This window comes from Propionicimonas sp. (assembly GCF_049840635.1).
Lineage (GTDB): Bacteria > Actinomycetota > Actinomycetes > Propionibacteriales > Propionibacteriaceae > Propionicimonas.
Genome location: NZ_JASGKL010000001.1, coordinates 1 through 18,363, shown reverse-complemented (window position 1 = coordinate 18,363; position 18,363 = coordinate 1). Strand labels below are relative to the sequence as shown.

The 18,363-nt window shown below is 70.4% G+C and carries 15 protein-coding genes and 1 pseudogene; 5 read left to right on the top strand and 11 right to left on the bottom strand.

Annotation, left to right across the window (positions count from 1 at the left end; translation table 11 throughout):
• Positions 1-207, top strand: a pseudogene (locus QM779_RS00080) (ABC transporter ATP-binding protein); the annotation flags it as partial.
• Between the two features lie 90 nt (positions 208-297).
• Here the strand turns inward: QM779_RS00080 and cimA are convergent.
• Positions 298-1,953: a citramalate synthase gene (cimA, locus tag QM779_RS00075; RefSeq protein WP_428530002.1), complete on the bottom strand. Its 1,656-nt coding sequence runs from the start codon at positions 1,951-1,953 to the stop codon at positions 298-300.
• Positions 1,954-2,272: 319 nt separating this feature from the next.
• Here cimA and tpx point away from each other — a divergent pair, with 319 nt between their 5' ends.
• Entirely contained in the window at positions 2,273-2,773 is a 501-nt protein-coding gene (tpx, locus tag QM779_RS00070) for a thiol peroxidase (protein WP_428530000.1), read from the top strand.
• A 201-nt stretch (positions 2,774-2,974) separates the two neighbouring features.
• Here tpx and QM779_RS00065 read toward each other — a convergent pair whose 3' ends face one another.
• Positions 2,975-4,057 carry a branched-chain amino acid aminotransferase gene (locus QM779_RS00065; RefSeq protein WP_428529998.1) on the bottom strand — a complete coding sequence of 361 codons (1,083 nt, stop codon included), beginning with the start codon at positions 4,055-4,057 and terminating at the stop codon, positions 2,975-2,977.
• A 115-nt stretch (positions 4,058-4,172) separates the two neighbouring features.
• Between QM779_RS00065 and QM779_RS00060 the strand changes: the two genes are divergently transcribed.
• Both QM779_RS00060 and QM779_RS00055 read left to right on the top strand, forming a co-directional pair.
• Positions 4,173-5,240 carry a 3-isopropylmalate dehydrogenase gene (locus QM779_RS00060; protein WP_428529996.1) on the top strand — a complete coding sequence of 356 codons (1,068 nt, stop codon included), beginning with the start codon at positions 4,173-4,175 and terminating at the stop codon, positions 5,238-5,240.
• A 58-nt stretch (positions 5,241-5,298) separates the two neighbouring features.
• On the top strand, positions 5,299-5,724 hold the full coding sequence (locus QM779_RS00055) for a superinfection immunity protein (RefSeq protein WP_428529994.1): 426 nt from the start codon (positions 5,299-5,301) through the stop codon (positions 5,722-5,724).
• A gap of 18 nt (positions 5,725-5,742) precedes the next feature.
• On the opposite strand, the gene QM779_RS00050 is transcribed toward QM779_RS00055, so the two are convergent.
• The 6 genes from QM779_RS00050 to QM779_RS00025 all read right to left on the bottom strand — a co-directional run bounded on the left by QM779_RS00050 (position 5,743) and on the right by QM779_RS00025 (position 13,136).
• The gene (locus QM779_RS00050) at positions 5,743-8,154 is read right to left on the bottom strand and encodes an HAD-IC family P-type ATPase (RefSeq protein ID WP_428529992.1); all 2,412 of its coding nucleotides are present in this window, start codon (positions 8,152-8,154) and stop codon (positions 5,743-5,745) included.
• Between the two features lie 77 nt (positions 8,155-8,231).
• The gene (locus tag QM779_RS00045) at positions 8,232-9,011 is read right to left on the bottom strand and encodes a hypothetical protein (protein WP_428529990.1); all 780 of its coding nucleotides are present in this window, start codon (positions 9,009-9,011) and stop codon (positions 8,232-8,234) included.
• 106 nt (positions 9,012-9,117) lie between these two features.
• Entirely contained in the window at positions 9,118-9,660 is a 543-nt protein-coding gene (locus QM779_RS00040; protein WP_428529988.1) for a hypothetical protein, read from the bottom strand.
• A gap of 147 nt (positions 9,661-9,807) precedes the next feature.
• Complete coding sequence (gene ilvC / locus QM779_RS00035) at positions 9,808-10,836, bottom strand: ketol-acid reductoisomerase (protein ID WP_428529986.1); 1,029 nt, start codon at positions 10,834-10,836, stop codon at positions 9,808-9,810.
• Positions 10,837-10,854: 18 nt separating this feature from the next.
• The gene (gene ilvN / locus QM779_RS00030; protein WP_415152312.1) at positions 10,855-11,397 is read right to left on the bottom strand and encodes an acetolactate synthase small subunit; all 543 of its coding nucleotides are present in this window, start codon (positions 11,395-11,397) and stop codon (positions 10,855-10,857) included.
• Positions 11,394-13,136 (bottom strand): acetolactate synthase large subunit, encoded by a 1,743-nt coding sequence (locus tag QM779_RS00025; RefSeq protein ID WP_428529983.1) that lies wholly within the window; start codon positions 13,134-13,136, stop codon positions 11,394-11,396. Before QM779_RS00025 ends, ilvN begins: the two co-directional genes overlap by 4 nt.
• A 385-nt stretch (positions 13,137-13,521) precedes the next feature.
• Here QM779_RS00025 and QM779_RS00020 point away from each other — a divergent pair, with 385 nt between their 5' ends.
• A complete protein-coding gene (locus QM779_RS00020; protein ID WP_428529981.1) occupies positions 13,522-15,042 on the top strand; it encodes a SpoIID/LytB domain-containing protein in 1,521 nt (506 codons plus the stop codon).
• Between the two features lie 481 nt (positions 15,043-15,523).
• On the opposite strand, the gene QM779_RS00015 is transcribed toward QM779_RS00020, so the two are convergent.
• From QM779_RS00015 to QM779_RS00005, 3 genes are all read right to left on the bottom strand, one after another.
• Positions 15,524-15,919 carry an HIT family protein gene (locus tag QM779_RS00015; RefSeq protein WP_428529979.1) on the bottom strand — a complete coding sequence of 132 codons (396 nt, stop codon included), beginning with the start codon at positions 15,917-15,919 and terminating at the stop codon, positions 15,524-15,526.
• A gap of 4 nt (positions 15,920-15,923) precedes the next feature.
• Complete coding sequence (gene hisF / locus QM779_RS00010; protein ID WP_428529977.1) at positions 15,924-16,685, bottom strand: imidazole glycerol phosphate synthase subunit HisF; 762 nt, start codon at positions 16,683-16,685, stop codon at positions 15,924-15,926.
• Between the two features lie 62 nt (positions 16,686-16,747).
• On the bottom strand, positions 16,748-18,172 hold the full coding sequence (locus QM779_RS00005; RefSeq protein ID WP_428529975.1) for a hypothetical protein: 1,425 nt from the start codon (positions 18,170-18,172) through the stop codon (positions 16,748-16,750).
• Between the last annotated feature and the right edge of the window lie 191 nt (positions 18,173-18,363).

Sequence of the window (18,363 nt, the reverse complement as noted above, 5' to 3'; positions counted from 1 at the left end):
GACGAGCCGACGGACAACCTGGACGTCGAGTCCGCGGAGGCGCTCGAGGACGGCCTGGCGGCGTTCGACGGCACCGTCGTCGCGGTCACCCACGACCGCTGGTTCGCCCGCGGCTTCGACCGGTTCGTGGTGTTCGGCGCCGACGGCTCGGTCTACGAGGCCCCCGAGCCCGTCTGGGACGAGGGACGCGTCGCGCGGACCCGCTGACCAGACCACGGCACGACGGAACCGTCCCCTCGTGCCGGGCACGGAAGAACCGTCCCATCGTGCCGCAGGGACCGGGCGACGGGATCGCCCTCAGGCCAGCGACACACCCACCGGCTCGGCGACGGCCTCCGGCGTGGCGGGGACGACCGGCGGTGTCGAACCCACCTGCGAGTGGGTGAGGCCCCACAGGTAGCCGTCGTGCAGGGCCTCCCAGGACGCCTCGACCACGTTGGTGCCGACGCCGACGGTGGTCCAGGTGCGCTCGCCGTCGGTCATGTCGATCAGGGTGCGCACGATCGCGTCCGTGCCGTGGCCCTGGTCGAGGATCCGCACCTTGAAGTCGGTGAGCTCGAAGTAGTCGACCAGCGGGTACGCCTGCGTGAGCGCGGCGCGCAGCGCCACGTCCAGGGCGTTCAGCGGGCCGTGGCCGTCGCCGGCGAGGCTGTAGGTCACCCCGTTGGCGCGCACCTTCACCACCGCTTCCGAATCTCCCTCGGGCTTCACCTCGTGGCCGGTGATGACCCGCCAGCTGAGCACGTCGAAGAAGTCATGCAGGAGCCCGAGTTCCTCGCGCAGCAGCAGCTCGAAGGACGCGTCCGCGGACTCGTAGGAGTAGCCGTCCATCTCGCGCGCCTTGACCCGGTCGGTGATCCGCGCCGCCAGCTCGCGGTTGGACAGGTCGTAGCCGAGCTCTGAGCCCTTCAGCTGGATGTTGGCTCGTCCGGCCATGTCGGAGACCAGCATGCGCATGTCGTTGCCGACCAGGGTCGGGTCGATGTGCTGGTAGAGGTTCGCGTCCACCTTGATCGCTGACGCATGCAGGCCGGCCTTGTGGGCGAACGCGGACGCGCCGACGTACGGCTGGCGGTTGTTCATCGGCACGTTCGTGACGCCGGCGATCGCGTGGCTGATCCGAGTCGCCTCGGCCAGCGCCGACGGCGGCAGCAGCGGCCACCCGTACTTCAGCTGGAGATTGGCGACCACGGTGATCAGGTTGGCGTTGCCGGTGCGCTCGCCGTGCCCGTTCATGGTTCCCTGGACGTGCACGACGCCCGCCTCGACGGCGGCGAGGGTGTTCGCGACCGCGCAGCCGGTGTCGTTGTGGCAGTGGATGCCGAGATCGACGCCGACCTGGGCTGCGGCCGAGACGATGTCGCCCATCCAGGACGGCAGCATGCCGCCGTTGGTGTCGCACAGCACGACGACCTCGGCGCCGGCCTCTGCGGCCGTCCGGACCACCTCGAGCGCGTAGTCGGGGTTCGCGCGGTAGCCGTCGAAGAAGTGTTCACAGTCGACGAACACGCGCCGCCCGTTCGCCACGAGGTGGCTGACGGTGTCCTGCACCATCGCCAGGTTCTCCTCCAGCGTGGTGTGGAGCGCCCGGTAGACGTGCTCGTCGTGGCTCTTCGCCACGATGCAGACCACCTCGGTGGCCGCGTCGATCAGCGCCTGCACCTGCGGGTCGTCCGCCGCGCGGACGCCGACCTTTCGGGTGGCCCCGAACGCGACCAGCTTGGCGTTGCGGAGGGTGAGCTGGCCGGCGGCGGCCGCGGCGAAGAACGCGGTGTCGTTGGGGTTGGCGCCCGGCCAGCCACCCTCGATGAACCCGACGCCGAGCTCGTCGAGGGAGCGGGCGATCTTCAGTTTGTCGCTGACGCTGAGCTGGAGGCCCTCCTGCTGCGCACCGTCGCGCAGGGTCGTGTCGTAGACGTGGAAGCTGTCCGGAGCGGCGGGGATCTGGGTCACCGGGCGAGTAAACCCTTCCCGGGCCGTGTTACGGAAGGGTTTCAGCGCGTGAGACGATCCGTCCCATGGTCGCCTCGGCCGGGCCCGGCACCGTGGACGCGTCCACGCGAGGAGCCGCCACCGTCCACGACAAAGTGGACGGAAACGCGCGACTACACCGCAGAACGGTCCACCTTGACCGGCGCCGTCACCCGCGACACGACAAGGTGGACGGAAACGCGCGACTACGCCACACAACCGTCCACCACAGCGTGGACGCGGCGCGACCCGGGAGCTCCCCCGCAAGCAACCAGATCGTGACCACGCCTAGGATCGCTGCATGGCAACCCTGGAACAGCGCGGCACGACCGTGCACAGTGTCGGCGACCTGCCCGCGGTGGGCACCGCACTGCCGGACTTCACCCTGACCGGCTCCGACATGGAGGACACCGTCACTCCCGCCGTCGCCGCGGGACGCCGGCTCGTGCTGAACATCTTCCCGAGCATCGACACCGCGACGTGCGCGATGAGCGTCCGGAAGTTCAACGAACTCGCCGCGGGCCTCGACAACACCCTCGTCCTGTGCGTCTCGAACGACCTGCCCGCCGCCCAGGCCCGGTTCTGCGGCGCGGAGGGCATCGAGAACGTGGTCACCGCGTCCGGGTTCCGCTCGTCCTTCGGGGACGACTACGGCGTCACGCTGGTCGATGGACGCAGCCGCGGCCTGCTCTCCCGCGCGGTCGTCGTCGCCGACACCGACGGCACGATCCTCTACACCCAGCAGGTGCCGGTGATCAGCAGCGAACCCGACTACGACGCCGCGCTCGCAGCCCTGGCCTGAGCGGACGCGCCCCGCCAACCTGATTTGCGCAACCCGCGGCCACAAACCGGAGATCCCGGGTCAAGCCCGGGATGACGTGGGGGGACACCCAGCCCCACCTGTCACCGGGGGATGACACCACCCCACTGTCATCCCGGCGAAAGCCGGGATCTCACCATTGCAACACCGGCGCCCACACGGAGACCCGGGTCACGCCCGTGCTCAGACGACCTGGCGGAGCCAGCCGTAGCGGTCCTCGGTGCGTCCGTACTGGATGTCGAGGATCGCGTTGCGGATCGCGAGCGTCCGCTCGGAACCGCCGGGCAGCCGCCACTCGCCGTCGACCGACTTGAACGCCCCGATCGGGGTCACGACCGCGGCCGTCCCGCACGAGAACGCCTCCACCGTGGATCCGTCGGCGATGCCCTCGAACAGCTCGTCGGGGGTGACCCGGCGCTCCTCCGGCTTCAGGCCCAGGTCGGCGGCCACGGCCAGGATCGAGTTCCGGGTGATCCCGTCCAGGATCGTCCCGGTCAGCGCGGGCGTGACCAACCGGCCGTCGTCGGTGACCAGGAACACGTTCATGCCGCCGAGCTCCTCGACCCGGTCCTTCTCCGCCGCCTCGATGAACAACACCTGCGAGCAGCCGTGGTCGTAGCCCTCGTACTGCGCGATCAGGGACGCGGCGTAGTTGCCCCCGCACTTGGCCGCTCCGGTGCCGCCGACCCCGGCGCGTGCCCAGGTGTCGGTGACCCAGATGTCGACCGGCTTCACCCCACCGGCGAAGTACGGGCCGGACGGGGACGCGATCACGCTGTAGGTGACCGTCTGGGCGGCGCGGACGCCGAGGAACACCTCGGAGGCGAACATGAACGGACGCAGGTACAGGCTGTGCTCACCCGCCGCGCCGGGCACCCAGCGCTCCTCCGCACGGACCAGTTCGGTCACCGAGGCCACGAACGCCTCCACCGGCAGCTGCGGCAGCATCAGCCGCGCGGCCGACGCCTGGAACCGGCGGGCGTTGGCCTCCGGACGGAACAGGTGCACCGAGCCGTCGTCGTGGCGGTAGGCCTTGAGTCCCTCGAAGACCTCCTGCGCGTAGTGCAGCACCGCGCTCGCCGGGTCGACCTGGAAAGGCCCGTAGGGCTTGACCTCGTCCGCGTGCCAGCCACCGTCCTTCGTCCATGTGGCGACGGCCATGTGGTCGGTGAAGTGGTCGCCGAAACCGGGGTCGGCGAGAACCCGGGCGACGTCGTCGTCGGTGGCCGGGTCGGGGTTGCGGTGTAGCGGGAACGTCAGCGACATGAGGGCATGCTATCGCCGTCCGCACGCCGCGCCCGGCACAGGGTCGCCGCCGGTCCTGTGAGCTGGCGTGAGACGGAATTGTCCGGGGACCGGACGCCCCAGTACCCTCGCGCGGGTGAGCAACACAGCAACGGGCACCCCTGTCATCTCCGTCATCGCCGGTGACGGCATCGGACCGGAGGTGGTCGCGGAGGGTCTGAAGGTCCTGACCGCGGTCGTCGGCGATGACGCCTTCGCGTTCGTCCACCACGACCTCGGCGCCGAGCGCTGGCAGCGCACCGGCGAGGTCCTCCCGGACGCCGACCTCGAGCAGCTGAAGGCGAGCAGCGCGATCATCCTCGGCGCGGTCGGCGCCGCCCCGGGCTCGAAGGCGATCCCGTCCGGCCTGCTGGAGCGCGGGCTCCTGCTGAAGCTCCGCTTCGCGTTCGACCACTACGTGAACCTGCGGCCGTCCCGGCTGTACCCGGGCGTTCCCACCCCGCTGTCGGACGAGGTGACCGCCCGCGGCCCGATCGACTTCGTGGTCGTCCGTGAGGGCACCGAGGGCCTCTACTGCGGCAATGGCGGCGCCTTCCGCGCCGGGACGCCGTACGAGGTGGCCACCGAGGTGAGCATCAACACCGCCCACGGCGTCGAGCGGGTGATCAGGGACGCGTTCGAGCGCGCGGAGAAGCGGCGCAAGAAGCTGACCATGGTGCACAAGCACAACGTGCTGGTGAACGCCGGCGGGCTGTGGAACCGGCTGTTCCAGGCCGTCGCCGCCGAGCACCCCGATGTCGCCACCGACTACCTGCACGTGGACGCGGCGACGATCGCGTTCGTCCAGGACCCGCAGCGCTTCGACGTGCTCGTCACCGACAACCTGTTCGGCGACATCCTCACCGACCTCGCCGCGGCGGTCACCGGAGGGATCGGGCTGGCCGCGTCGGCGAACATCAACCCGACCGGCGAGTTCCCGTCGATGTTCGAGCCCGTGCACGGCTCCGCCCCCGACATCGCCGGCCAGGGCATCGCCGACCCGACGGCCACGATCCTGTCGATGGCGCTGTTGCTCGACCACCTCGGGCGCTCCGAAGAAGCGAAGCGGATCGAGGACGCCGTCGATGCCGACATCGCCGAGCGGGGTTCTGCGAAGCGGCCCACCTCTGTCGTCGGCGACGACATCGCGGCCCGCGTGCGCTGACGGATCGGGCACGCGTGTCCGACCTCGGCGCTAGCCTGCTGGCGAAGGACGGAGACAGATGAGCGGCCCCTACCAGTTCGAGCCCTACCGGCCGCCGCAGGACAACCTGCCGGCACCGGTGTCGTACGTGCCCCTGACCGACCAGCGGCCGGTCAGCACCACGCTCGTCGTGGTGTCGTGGGTGGTGGTGCTCCTCACCGGCTTCTACATGCTCCCGTGGGCGATCGCCACCAGCCGCGGGAAGGCGAACCAGTGGTCGGTGTTCGCCGTCGACCTGCTGCTGGGGTGGACGGTGGTCGGCTGGATCGTCGCGCTGGTGATGTCGTGCACCGCCCACCGGCCGGTGGCGGGTCTGGCCCTCTCCGGCTACGCGCCGGTCGCCGCGCTCCCTCCCGTCCCTCCCCCGGCCGGCTGGTACCCGAACCCGGGCGGCCCCGGCCAGCGGTACTGGGACGGCCGCCAGTGGACGCAGCACTACACCTGAGCGGCGCCCTACGTGGGCTCAGCGTCCGGCGAGGGTACCGAAGACGTGCCGGTGCTCGCCGGTGAGGCGCCCGGACACCCACCAGACCACTTCGACGAGCGCGGCCGCCAGCAGCCCGACCGCAGCCCCCGTCCCCATGAGCGCCACGTTCGACGGGTCGAGCTGCGGGTCGAACCGGGCGATGGCAGGGACGGCCTGCGCCCACGCGCCCACCCAGCCGGGCAGCCAGAAGATCGAGGCGAAAGCCGCCAGCCCACAGACGCCGATCAGGAGCAGCTTCCACCACTCGTAGGGACGCGCCGTCGCCGCCATCACCCACGTCCCGCCGATCATCAAGGTCAGCAGCGCGGCGGTGCTGGCCTGGACGGGGTTGCCCCCGGAGCCCGGGTGCGGCAGCACGAGCAGGTAGGTGGCGAACGTCGCGAGCCCCACCACGATGCCCGAGGGGATCGAGAAGCTCAGCACCCGCTTCAGGAAGCCGGGCCGCGCGCGCTCGGCGTTCGGTGCCAGCGCGAGGATCGAGGCGGGGATGCCGATCGTGAACCAGCCCACGAACGAGATGTGGATCGGGACGAACGGGAACGGCAGCCGCCAGATCGCGACCAGCAGGGCCAGCACGATGGAGTAGATCGTCTTGGAGAGGAAGAAGTTCGCGACCCGCTCGATGTTGCCGATCACGCGGCGTCCCTCGGCCACCACGTGCGGGAGGGTGGCGAAGCTGTCGTCCAGGAGCACGAGCTGGGCGACCGACCGGGTGGCCGGCGCTCCCGAGCCCATGGCGACGCCGAGGTCGGAGTCCTTGATCGCGAGGACGTCGTTGACGCCGTCACCGGTCATGGCGACGTTGTGGCCGCGCGACTGCAGCGCGGCCACCATCTCACGCTTCTGCTGGGGGGTGACCCTGCCGAACACCCCCGCCTGTTCCACCTTGTCGGCAAACAATTCAGGCGCCTCGGGAAGGGTGCGGGCATCGACGACCTCCCCCGCGTCCACGCCGAGCGAGCCCGTGACGGCCCCCACCGAGACCGCGTTGTCGCCGGAGATCACCTTCACTGCGACGTCCTGGTCGGCGAAGTAGGCGAGCGTGTCCCTGGCCTCCGGTCGCACCTTCTGCTCGAGGATCACCAGCGCGGCCGGGGTCACCGTGCCGGGTGCATCCGGGGCATCCACCGGACGGTCGGACTCGCCCAGCAGCAGGACGCGGCGTCCGGTCGAGCCGGCCTGCTCTGCCCGCTGCGCGACCTCGCTGCCGGGAGGCGCCAGCACGTCCGGCGCGCCCAGCACCCAGTTGCCGTGGCCCTCGAAGGACATTCCCGACCACTTCTTCGCCGACGTGAACGGCGCCATCGCGTCCACCTGCCAGGCGTCACCGGCCAGCGGCAGCGAGTGGGCGAGCGCCACGACCGAGGCGTTCGGACGCGGGTCGGCGGCAGCCAGCTGCGCCAGCACCTCGCGTTCGTCGTCGCCGTCGCCGGCCAGCACGTCCAGCTCCCCGAACTGAAGGCCGTTCTCGGTCAGCGTTCCGGTCTTGTCCGCACAGACCACGTCCACGCGGGCGAGGCCCTCGATCGCCGGCAGTTCCTGGACGAGCACGTTCTGCCTGCCGAGGCGCACGACGCCGACGGCGAAGGCGAGCGAGGTGAGCAGGACGAGGCCCTCGGGGACCATCGGGACCAGCGCGCCGGCCATCGACAGGATCTTCTCCTGCCAGGTTCCCGGCTGGTTCCACTGCACCCAGACCGTGGCCAGGCCTACGGGGATCAGCATCCAGGTGATCAGCCGCAGGATCTTGTTGATCCCCGACTGGAGTTCGGACTTCACCAGCGAGAACTTGCTCGCCTCCATGGTCAGCCGGGCCGCGTAGGAATCGTGGCCCACGCGGGTGGCCCGGTAGGCGCCCACGCCTGCCACGACGAAGCTGCCCGACATCACGGCGTCCCCCGGCTGTTTGAGCAGCGGGTCGGACTCGCCGGTGAGCAGGGACTCGTCCACCTCCAGGTAGGACGCCTCGACGACCTCCCCGTCCACGATCACCTGGTCGCCGGGCCCGATCTCGATGATGTCGTCGACGACGATCTGCTCGCGCGGGATCTCCGTGGCCACACCCTCACGGCGGACGGACGGCTTGCCCTCCCCCACCACCGCGAGGTTGTCCAGCGTCCGCTTCGCCCGGAGTTCCTGGACGATGCCGATCCCCGAGTTGATGATGATCAGGAAGCCGAACAGCGCGTTCACGATCGAGCCGGTGGTGAGCACCATCACGAACAGCAGCATCGGCAGGAAGTTGATCCGGGTGAACACGTTCGCCCTGACGATGTCCCAGGTGGTGCGTCCCGAGCGGGGTGGGAGTTCGTTGACCAGCCCGCGCGCGACCCGGTCGGCCACGTCGGCTGCGGTCAGCCCGGTCGTCGCAGGCTCGGCGATCGTCATGGCGGCCAGCATGCCAGACGCGCCCCAGCGGCGTTTGCGGACGGGAACCTCACCCAGAAGTGCGGGGTGGCTGAAGCTCAGGCCTTGGCCAGTGCGTCCCGAACCATCGCGACAGCCTCGGAGGGATCCGGGTCGATCACTCCGGTGAGCTCGGTCACGGTGTTGCCGTGGCGGATGAACAACTGCCCGAACGGGAGGCCGCCGAAGACGCCGGTCGCCATGACGTGATCGGGGGCGTCCACGGTGAGGCTGAGTACAAGGGGCTGACCGGTCGAGCCGGCCTGGTAGCTGCAGGGCTGTGCCACCATCCGGCGGATCGCGGCCAGCTTCGCGGCCGCCGTGGCCTGATCGGACAGGACGAAGGTGCGGGTGCTGTTCCACTCCGGGATGTTCAGCTCCGCCCACGGGAGCCCGGGTTCGTCGAGGACCGAGGACGGGAGTACGAGTCCCGGCACGTTCGCCCCGGCCTTGACCCGTCCGGTCGTGACGCCGAGGCTCTGGCCCGCGGACGTCGCACGCCATGCCTTGGCCACTCGTGCGAGCGTGAGCCTGGGCCCGTCCGCTCCTGCGACGGTGGTCGGCGCGTCACCGGGAATCGCACAGGGCGGTTCGGTCGCCGGAGGATAGGACGGCAGTCCGCGTCGCGGGCTGGCACTCGGCGTGGACAGGGCCGACGCCCGGTCGGCCGGGGTTGCGACCGGGGCGGACGCCGAGCTCGCCGACGGCCCGGACGCGGGCGACGCGTCGGGCCCGTCCATGACCGGCGCCAGCAGTCCGCACCCCGTCGCGGCGAGCGCGATCATCGTGACGACTCCGACGAGCATCACCCGGGTGCGCCGACCTGAACCTGTGAACACACCCCGAACCTATCCGGCTCCGTCCGTCCCCGCTGCCGAACTGCGAACTGCCCACCGCGTGCGGTCCCGAAAGGCGGTGGTCGCGTTTGCTCCCGAAGGGCAGTGCTCAGCGGAGCTGCTTCTGCTCCTTCGCCAGCCAGCGACGCGCGACGCGCCGGTCCGAGCCGCGGGGGTAGCGGACGCGCAGGCTCCCCACGGCCAGCGAACCGGACAGCACCAGGACGGGGCTGTTGCCGGTCGACTCCTCCGCGACCTCGGACTTCATCGAGCCGATGCCGGGGCTGAGCCGGTCGAGCTGGACGCCCCAGCCCTGCGGGACCACGATCAGGATCGATCCGACGCCACCCGAGACGTGCGCGCGGATGACCGGCGAGGTCGGCTGCGCGAGCTGGAAGTCGAGCCGGACGCTCCCGAGGTCACCGTGGACCGAGAGGTAGGGCGGCACGAGCCACCGGCCGACCTTCTTGACTCCGCTGGCCCCCGCGGCGATCCGGAGCGGATCCTGTGGCGAGGTGCCGGGCCGGACGACGGCGTCCGCCGACGACGACGGGTAGGCAGCGGGGACACCGGGGACGGGGCCGGTCGGCGCGGGCACCTGCTCCGGGCCGGGATAGGTCGGCCAGCGGGGTTCGTCAGGCGGCTGCACCATGCCGACAGCGTAGCGACCCGCCCCGTCCGGGCTCCCCACCCGCGTGTGCTCCCGAAAGGCGGCCTTGCTCCCGGAATCCGGGGAGCAAGGCCGCCTTTCGGGAGCAAGGGGAGGATCGGGCGGGGTCGCGTCCGAACCGAACGAGGCTCAGCGCGCTGCGGTGCCCTCGACGTAGTCGTCGTCGTGGCTCTTCACCCAGGCCATCAGGCCACGGAGCTCGCGTCCGGTGGCCTCGATCGGGTGCTGCTCCGCCTTGGCGCGCAGCTCCTTGAACTCCGGCGCGCCGGCGTCCTGGTCGTCGATGAAGTGCTTGGCGAACGCGCCGGACTGGATGTCGGCGAGGACGCCCTTCATCCGCTCCTTGACCGAGGCGTCGATGATCCGCGGCCCGGAGACGTAGTCGCCGAACTCCGCGGTGTCGGAAACCGACCAGCGCTGCTTGGCGATGCCGCCCTCGTACATCAGGTCGACGATCAGCTTCAGCTCGTGCAGGCACTCGAAGTACGCGACCTCGGGCTGGTAACCGGCCTCGACCAGCGTCTCGAAACCGGCCGTGACGAGGGCGGACATGCCACCGCACAGCACGGACTGCTCACCGAACAGGTCGGTCTCGGTCTCCTCGGTGAAGGTGGTCTTGATGCCGCCCGCACGCAGGCCGCCGATCGCCTTCGCGTAGCTCAGGGCCAGCGGCCAGGCGTTGCCGGTCGCGTCCGTCTCCACCGCGACGATCACCGGGACGCCCCGGCCCTCGACGTACTCGCGGCGGACCAGGTGGCCCGGGCCCTTCGGAGCGACCATGCACACGTCGACGCCGGCCGGCGGCTGGATGTAGCCGAAGCGGATGTTGAACCCGTGGGCGAAGAACAGCGCGTCACCCGGGACGAGGTTCGGCTCGATCGCCTCCGCGTACACGTGCCGCTGCACCTGGTCGGGCGCCAGCACCATGATCAGGTCGGCCTCCTCGGCCGCCTGCGCGGGGGTGACGACCCGCAGGCCCTCTGCCTCCGCCTTCGCCCAGCTCTTCGAGCCCTCGCGAAGGCCGACCCGCACGTCGACACCCGAGTCGCGAAGGCTCAGCGCGTGCGCGTGGCCCTGGCTGCCGTAGCCGATCACCGCGACGTTGCGCCCCTGGATGATCGAGAGGTCGGCGTCGTCGTCGTAGAACATCTGTGCCATCTGCGTGTGCTTCCTTACCTAGTTGGCCAGCCATGCGGCCGGACGGGTCTTCTCGATCTTGGCACGATCGGACAGCGCTCGGCTGCCCCGGGCCAGTGCCACCAGGCCCGACTGGACGAGTTCGCGGACGCCGTACGGCTTGAGCATCTCCAGCAGGGCGTCCAGTTTGTCAGGCGAGCCGGTGGCCTCGATGGTCATCGAGTCGTTGTGGACGTCGACGGTCTTGCCCCGGAACAGCTGGACGATCTCGATGATCTGGCTGCGCGTGGCGGGGTCGGCCTTCACCTTGATCAGGACGAGTTCGCGCCGCACGGCGGCCGCGTCCTCGAGCTCGACGATCTTGAGCACCTCGACGAGCTTGTTCAGTTGCTTGACGATCTGCTCGAGCACCAGCTGGCTGTCCACGGCCACCTGGACGGTGATCCGGGAGAACTCGTCGTTCTCCGTCGGCCCGACCGCGAGGGACTCGATGTTGTAGCCGCGGCGGGCGAACAGGCCGGCGATGCGCGCGAGCACGCCGGGCTTGTTCTCGACCAGCACGCTCAGGGTGTGCGTGTTCACAGGGCCTCCTCGTCCCAGTCGGGAGCCAGGTCCCGAGCGATCTTGATGTCGTCGTTGCTGGTGCCGGCCGCGACCATCGGCCACACCATCGCGTCCTTGTGCACCACGAACTCGACCACGACGGGGCGGTCGTTGATCGCCATCGCCTCGTTGATCACGCGGTCCACGTCCTCGACGCCGGTCGCCCTCAGGCCGACCGCGCCCATCGCCTCGGCCAGCTTCGGGAAGTCCGGCACCAGGTGGGTCTTCAGGTTCGTGTTGGAGTAGCGCTCCCCGTAGAACAGGGTCTGCCACTGCCGCACCATGCCGAGGCTGCGGTTGTTGATCACGGCGATCTTGATCGGGATCCCCTCCAGGGCGCAGGTGACCAGTTCCTGGTCGGTCATCTGGAAGCAGCCGTCGCCGTCGATCCCCCACACGACCTCGCCCGGGCGCCCGACCTGGGCGCCCATGGCCGCGGGGACGCAGTAGCCCATCGTGCCGGCGCCACCGGAGTTCAGCCAGCGGGTCGGACGCTCGTGCGGCAGCAGGTGCGCGGCCCACATCTGGTGCTGGCCGACGCCGGTGACGAAGGTGGCGTCGGGCCCGGCGATCTCGCCGATCCGCTTGATCACGTACTCGGGGCTGAGCAGGTCCTCCTGCATCGGCTCCGGGTCGAGCGTGTACTTCCGCTTCAGGCCGGTCACGTACTGGGTCCAGTCGCCGTAGTCGGGCAGGTCGGCCGGACGCAGCAGGCTGTTCAGCTCGGCGATCACCTCGGCGAGGTCACCGACGATCGGCACGTCGGCCACCCGGTTCTTGCTGATCTCCGCGGGGTCGATGTCGGCGTGGATGACCTTCGCGTCCGGGGCGAACGAGTCGAGCTTCCCGGTGACCCGGTCGTCGAAGCGGGCGCCCAGAGTGATCAGCAGGTCGGAGCGCTGGAGCGCGCCGACCGCGGCGACGGTGCCGTGCATGCCGGGCATGCCCAGGTTCAGCTCGTGGCTGTCCGGGAACGCACCGCGGGCCATCAGGGTGGTGACGACCGGGATCTTCGTGATCCGCACGAGCTCGGCCAGCGCGTCGAAGGCCTGCGCCTTCACGACACCGCCGCCCACGTAGAGGACGGGACGCTTCGCCTCGGCGATCAGCCGGGCGGCCTCCCTCAGTTGCTTGCTGTGCGGCCTGGTCACCGGGTGGTAACCGGGCAGGTCCAGTTCTTCGGGCCACACGAACTCGGTCGAGGAGGACAGCGCGTCCTTGGCGATGTCCACCAGGACCGGGCCAGGACGTCCGGTCGCGGCGATGTGGAACGCCGCGGCAATCGCGTGGGGGATGTCGGCGGCGTCGGTGACCAGGAAGCTGTGCTTGGTGATCGGGAACGTGATGCCGCGGATGTCCGCCTCCTGGAACGCGTCCGTGCCGATCGACTTGCTCGCCACCTGGCCGGTGATCGCCACGATCGGCACCGAGTCCATGTAGGCGTCCGCGATCGCCGTGACGAGGTTCGTCGCGCCGGGGCCGGACGTGGCCATGCACACGCCCACCTTCCCCGTGACCATCGCGTAGCCCTCGGCGGCGTGGCCCGCGCCCTGCTCGTGGCGGACGAGGATGTGCCGCACCTTCGAGTCGTAGAGCGGGTCGTAGGCGGGCAGGATCGCGCCGCCGGGGATGCCGAAGACGACATCGACGCCGACCCGCTCCAGTGACTCCACCAGGGCCTGGGCTCCGGTCAGGACTGTCGGTGACTCGTCGGGCATCTCTACCTCTCTTCGTTGATGGTGGGCGGTACGGGAGCAACAAAAAACCCCCGCTGCAGTTGCAGGCGAGGGAGCGTGCCGGGAGATGAGCCGAGGCTCAGCCGACACGCTGACAAACTACGAGAAGGGACTTCCGCACGGGTCAAGGGTGGCGCAGCGGGCCGTTCGTGTCAAAGGAGTGGACAGCACGTTCCACATTCTGGTCCCTCCAGCGTCGAATGCACCCGAGGTCGCCGTCGGCGTCCGCGCCGGTGGGGACGCGGAAGGCTCAACCCCACCCTGCGACTTGGGCCCAATTCCAAGGATTTCTCAGGTTTTCGCTGGCCCCGGCGGCGGATGCCGGGTGACGATGAGGATCGCTACGACGACCGAAGGGACCCCCCGGATGCTCTCCCGCGCCGAGCAAGGAACATTCGCGCGCGCCGCCGCTGCCACGGTGGCCGCCGCCGCCGTGCTGCTCGGGCTCGGCGCCAGTGGCGCGCCCGCCCGCGCCGATTCGGCGGTCGCCCCCGCCAGCGGAGCCGTGACGATCACCGGCGCCGGCTGGGGGCACGGGAAGGGCATGTCCCAGTGGGGCGCCTACGGTGCGGCCAGCAAGGGCCTGGCGTACGACGAGATCATCGACTTCTACTACCCGGGAACCACGCTGGACGACCTCGCCGACGGCAACCAGGTCCGGGTGCTGATCAGCGCCGACACCGACAACGGCGTCCACGTGCGCCCGGTGAAGGGCCTGGCCGTGGTGGACTCCGCCGGTGCCAGCCTGACGCTGCCGTACGGCTCCAAGTACACCAAGTGGCGGATCAAGCGGTCGGGCGCCTCGCGCGTCCTCGCCTACCGGAACACGGCCGGGAAGTACGTCACCTACGCGACCAAACTCAACCCGGCGAAGGTCTGGTACTTCACCAACTCCAGCACGGGCACGGTGAAGCTCGCGCTCCCGGACGGCTCGACGAAGACCTACCGCGGCAAGCTGGCCGCACGGTTCTCCGGCACCGGGATGAAGACGGTGAACAACGTGTCGATGGAGTCCTACCTCCGCTCCGTGGTCCCGGCGGAGATGCCGGCGTCCTGGTCGGCCGAGGCGCTGAAGGCCCAGGCCGTCGCCGCGCGGACGTACGCGGCCAAGCTGCGCTCGTCGGTGGCCAGCACCGCGATCTACGACCTCTGCGACACCTCCGCGTGCCAGGTCTACAAGGGCACCGCCACCGAGTACAGCGCCAGCGACAAGGCCGTCGCGGCCACCAAGAACAAGGTCGTGGAGTACAAGGGTGCCCTCGCCCTGACCATGTTCTCCTCCTCCAACGGGGGTTGGTCGGCGTCCGGTGGCAGCGACTACCCGTACCTGAAGGCGCAGAAGGACCCCTACGACGGCGTGAAGCGCGACCAGTCGTGGTCGGTGACGCTCAGTTCCTCGAAGATCCAGAATGCGTACAGCTCGATCGGGACGTTGAAGTCCGTGCAGGTCACCGCGCGGGACGGCGACGGGACGTACGGCGGTCGCGTGGACTCGCTGAAGATCACGGGCTCGAAGGGGTCGGTGACGGTCACGGGGGCGTCGTTCAAGAGCACCTTCGGGCTGAAGGAGCGGCTGTTCAAGATCACCGGCGGGGACGTGCCGAGCACCTCCACCGCAACCCCGACCACGACGGCCACCACCACGGCGAGCCCGACCACGACGGCCTCCGCCACCGCCACGGCGACAGCGACCGCGACCGCCACGGCCACCACGACCCTGAGCGGCGCGGTGCTGAAGGCGTACAACGCCCTGAGCAAGGCGGACGCGGCCACGCTCGGCGCGCAGAAGACCGCCGTGAAGACCACCTCGACCGGCACCTACGCCGACTTCACCCTCGGTCGCATCACCTGCCCCACCGGCAAGGCCTGCATCGTCAGCTTCGGCTGATCGCGCAACCCTCATCCCTGTCATCCCGGGCCTGACCCGGGATCTCCGTGTCAGCGCCGCACAGCCGCGTCCCCGAGATCCCGGCCTTCGCCGGGATGACAAGAACCGTGGAAACCCTGTCATCCCGGGCGCGACCCCCGTCCCCGAGATCCCGGCCTTCGCCGGGATGACAGACACCCGCGCACCCCGTCATCCCGGGCCTGACCCGGGATCTCCGCGTCAGTGCCGCACAGCCACGTCCCCGAGATCCCGGCCTTCGCCGGGATGACAAGAACCGTGGAAACCCTGTCATCCCGGGCGCGACCCCCGTCCCCGAGAACCCGGCGTTCGCCGGGATGACAAGAACCGTGGAAACCCTCCGTATCGGCGGCGCACCCTGTCATCCCGGGCTTGACCCGGGATCTCCGCGTCAGCGGCACACAGCCACGTCCCCGAGAAACCCGGCGTTCGCCGGGAGGACAAGAACCGTGGGAACAGCCGGTCAGCCCGTGATCTGCCGGTACACGCGGTCGAGGTCGATCCCGTCCTCACGGACCATCAGTTCGCGCAGACCGGGACGGTGCGCGTACCGCGGGACGAGGTGGACGTGCAGGTGGAAGACCTCCTGGCCTGCGACCTCGCCGCTGCTGCTCAGCAGGTTCAGCCCGTCCGCCCCGAGCCGGTCGACGAGCAGTCTCGAGGTCGCGGCGATCGCCGGGGCGATCTCGGTCAGCGCCTCCGGGTCAACCAGCAGGTCATCAACGTGGCGGCGTGGGATCACGAGCGTGTGCCCGACGTGCCAGGGGCTGATGTCGAGGAAGGCGACGGCGTGGTCGTCGGCGTACACCTGCCGCGAGGGGATCTCGCCGGCGACGATGCGGCAGAACAGGCAATCCATGGGCTCAGCGTACGGGGAAGCCGGCCGCGGCGAGGCCGGCCTTCACCTCGGCGATCGACAGCGTGCCGTAGTGGAAGACGCTGGCCGCCAGCACCGCGTCCGCCCCGGCCCGCGCGGCTTCCACGAAGTGCTCGACCGTGCCGGCGCCCCCGGAGGCGATCACCGGGACGTCCACGACGGCCTTGACCGCAGCGATCATCTCCAGATCGTAGCCGTCGGTGGTGCCGTCGGCGTCCATCGAGTTCAGCAGCACCTCGCCGGCGCCGCGCTCGGTCGCCTCGCGGACCCACGCGATCGCGTCCAGGCCGGCGGAAGTGCGTCCGCCGTGGGTGGTGACGCCGAACCCGGACGGCTGCCCCGCCTCGCGGCGGGCGTCCAGCGAGAGGACGAGGACCTGGTTGCCGAAGCGGCGGGCGATCTCGTCGATGGCCCGGGGACGCGCGATCGCGCCGGTGTTGATGCCCACCTTGTCCGCGCCCGTGCGCAGCAGCCGGTCGACGTCCTCCACGGCGCGCACACCACCGCCCACGCAGAGCGGGATGAACACGGTCTCCGCCGTCCGCCGCACCATGTCATAGGTGGTCGCCCTGCCCTCCGAGGACGCGGAGATGTCGAGGAAGACCAGCTCGTCCGCTCCCTGCTCGCCATAGGCGGCGGCCAGCTCGACCGGGTCGCCGGCGTCGCGCAGGTTGAGGAAGTTGACCCCCTTCACGACCCGGCCGTCGTGGACGTCCAGGCACGGGATCACACGGATGGCGAGGGTCATGGGATCAGGCTAGCCGGGGAGGGCGGCACGATAGGAACCGTCCCCATCGTGCCATCCACGGGTCAGTCCTCGAGGGGGGCGGCGTCGACCACGCCGCGGCGGACGTGGAAGATCAGCTCGCGGCACGTGGTGCGCAGCGGGCCGGGGCCGGCGGCGTCGGCGAGCTGGCCGGCCGCGTCCACGACCTGGCGGGCCCAGCGGACGAAGTCGCCCGCGGTGAGGCCCGACAGCATCAGGACGTCGAACAGCTCGGCGCCGGACGCCCACGCGTGGATCGCCTCGGCGAAGCCGATGTCGGGTTCGCCGTGGCTGGGAAGGCGGTGGTCCCGCTCGGACAGCGACACCTGGCGCCAGATGCCGCGCAGCCGGATCTGGGCGTCCTCGCTGCGCCGGTCGGGCATCCGCGCCGGATTGCGGCGGTCCCCCCGCGCCTCGTAGACGAGGCTGGACAGCACCGCGGCCAGCTGCGGCGCGGTCAGGTCGGCGAAGACGCCGTCCCTGACCGCCTCGGCGGTGACCAGGTCGAGCTCGGAGTAGATCCGGGCGAGCATGCGGCCATGCTCGGTCACCCGCGCGCCGCCGTCCGGGCTGAGGTAGCCGAGAGACTCCAGCACCGAGCAGATCCGGTCGAAGCGGACCGCGATCGTGTTGGTGCGGCGATCGGCCTGGTGCTGGGCGGTCTCGGTGTCGCGCTCCAGGCGCAGCGCGGCCTCCGCGTACCGGGCGTGGGCCTCCCGGTCGGGGCACCCGTGGACCGGGTGCGCGCGCACCTGCGCCCGCAGCTGCGCGATCGTCGCCATCGCCTCGGCATCCGCGACGTCCGGCGCATCGGCGACCTCCAGCGGGCCGTGCTGCAGCCGCGACGCCAGCGCGGCCGCGAGGTTGCGCCGGGACGCGGCGGAGCGCAGGTCGAAGTGCTTGGGGATCTTCACCCGGCCCGCCACCGTGGGCGGCGCCGGGAAGTCCGCGGGCGAGAGCCGTTTGACCTGCCGGTCGGCGGTCAGGACGGTCGGGGTCGGTCCCCCGCCGCCGCCCACCCCGGGATCCACGACGACCGCCCAGGCCCGGTGCCGTTTGCCGGGGATGTCGACGATGTCCCCGGCGCGCAGGCCCTGCAGCGCGTCGATCGCCTCCGCCCTGCGGTCGGCCCTGCGCTCGCGGGCCGCGTCCGCCTCGAGCTGGGAAATCCGGCCCCGCAGCCGGAAGTACTCCTCCGCGTCCCCGCGGTCGCAGGACGCCCCCGCCCACTCCTGCTCCGCCCTGGCCCGGCTGGCCGCGATCGAGCGGGCCAGCCCGACGACCGACCGGTCCGACTGGTACTGGGCGAACGACTGCTCGAGCAGGACGCGGGCGCGCTCGCGCCCGACCGTCCCAACCATGTTGACCGCCATGTTGTAGGTCGGCCGGAACGAGGACCGCAGCGGATAGGTGCGCCGGGACGCCAGCCCCGCGACGGCCCGCGGGTCGAGGCCGGGCTGCCAGCACACGACCGCGTGCCCCTCGACGTCAAATATTATGTACTTGGTTCAGTTACGTATTGCTAAGGTTAAATAGGGAGACACAATAATCCGAACAGCACCTATTACCATCTGCATCGGTAACCATCCGCTTGCGGAGCAATGCCTTGTTCTTAAACATCAATGCCACCTGTACTTTGCTGTTAGCTGCCGGCGCCTAG